A 1,666-nucleotide genomic window follows, 5' to 3' on the forward strand; every position below is an offset into this window, starting at 1 on the left:
TCTACAAATAGAATGTCCAGTAAGTGAGCAATCAGTCCTTTGAAGTTAACCGCGTAGGTTTTCTTATCCATAGAGGTTGGTAAAGCTACATTTGTCATTTGCATTGCTTGTGCCATGATTGCCTCTCTTTAAAAGCAGTAGTCTGTTTAGTTGGTTGTATATTAGTCAGTTTCTTATTGTTTAAGAAATGACAAATTTTACCCATTCAAATTAGAATTTCTAATAAAACAAACTCATTACAAAACTCAAAAATACAAATGAATAATAACGGCATAAATAATCACAATTGCTGTAATTACATTGAATAACTGAACATTACCTGCATAATCGCCCCTTAAGCAACAACATATATTTAACAATATTTTTCGTTATTTCTTTTGATTTTAGTGCTTACTTTATATTTTTTGATTAGTAATATTAACGCTAGTTTGACGCTTCGCTTTATTTTTTAGGAGTGATGCAACCACTGCCGATGTCATCACAACAACTAAAAATGTGAGAGACCATGCTGTCGGAATCTCATATTCTGTTCCAACCAATAGCATTTTTACCCCGATAAACATCATGATTACTGATAATGCTGGTTTTAAGTATACAAACTTGTCTAACATTGCTTGAAGAACAAAGTACAGCGATCGCAAACCCAGTAATGCAAATACGTTCGCGGCTAAGACTAAAAATGGCTCTCGTGTTACCGCGAATATAGCTGGTATAGAATCCAACGCAAACATAACGTCCATTACTGCAATGACACCAACAACGATCAGCATCGGTGTTGCCACCCACTTACCAGCTTGCTTTAAGATTAAGCGATTTCCTTGGTAGTCATCTGTAACTGGCAATACCTTTCGAATCAACTGCTCCGGATATGGATTAACCTCTTCTGCTTCGCCTTTGTCGCGAGCTAGCTTAACACCCGTCCAAATAAGGAAAGCAGCAAATAAGTACAATACCCAGTGATACTGTGAAAGTAACTGAGCACCAACCGCAATCATGACAGCGCGTAAAACTAGCGCACCTATCACCCCCCAAAGCAATGCTCTCGGACGCAAATGCTCCGGCACACTGTATTGTGCAAAGATGATGGCAAACACAAACAAGTTATCCACGCTTAGCGACTTCTCTAGTAAATAACCAGTTAAGAATGAAATCGTTGCTTTGTCGTTCGTATAAGCGCTATGTGGCGCGTAAAAGTCCCAGAATAAATAAATAGAACCTGCAAAAACAAAGGCAAGCAAGAACCAAAAAACACTCCAAACGATGGCTTTTTTCATCGTGATAACGCCACCACGTGTTTGATAGATATCAAGCGTAACAAGAACAAGGGTAAATAAACCAAAAGCACCATACATCGCTAATGATTCTTGAAGAGGCACCGATTGGCTCAATTGGGTGGTATTTTCGATAAGAGACATATTTCCTCCCATGGCGGAAGGACTTCGTTTGGTGACCTTCCGCAGACAATAACAACCAACAGCCACATAACGATTATGTGCTGCTAGTCAATGAATGCGTTGGTCTCGTTGAAGTGTTGACGTGAATGAACCACGTAACACCTTTACTTACCGGATAAGCTGATGCTTAACGAGATGACGATAAGTAAACTTGCGCTAACTACTCCCCAAACGCCGACATAATAACGCCGAGCGTCAGGCTTTCCAACAAA

General features: G+C 39.5%; 1 protein-coding gene. It reads right to left on the minus strand.

What is annotated here, in order from left to right; all coding sequences use genetic code 11:
• Positions 1 to 395: 395 nt before the first annotated feature.
• Positions 396 to 1,415, minus strand: coding sequence for a TerC/Alx family metal homeostasis membrane protein (locus tag IQR33_RS23535; protein WP_062730983.1), 1,020 nt, complete (start codon positions 1,413 to 1,415; stop codon positions 396 to 398).
• Positions 1,416 to 1,666 lie beyond the last annotated feature (251 nt).

The sequence above is a fragment of the Vibrio sp. OPT46 genome (assembly GCF_015163535.1).
In the GTDB taxonomy this organism is placed as follows: domain Bacteria; phylum Pseudomonadota; class Gammaproteobacteria; order Enterobacterales; family Vibrionaceae; genus Vibrio; species Vibrio alginolyticus.

Bases quoted from the DNA above. Each gene is read 5' to 3' on its own strand.
- IQR33_RS23535 (WP_062730983.1), bottom strand. From the start codon at position 1,415: ATGTCTCTTATCGAAAATACCACCCAATTGAGCCAATCGGTGCCTCTT.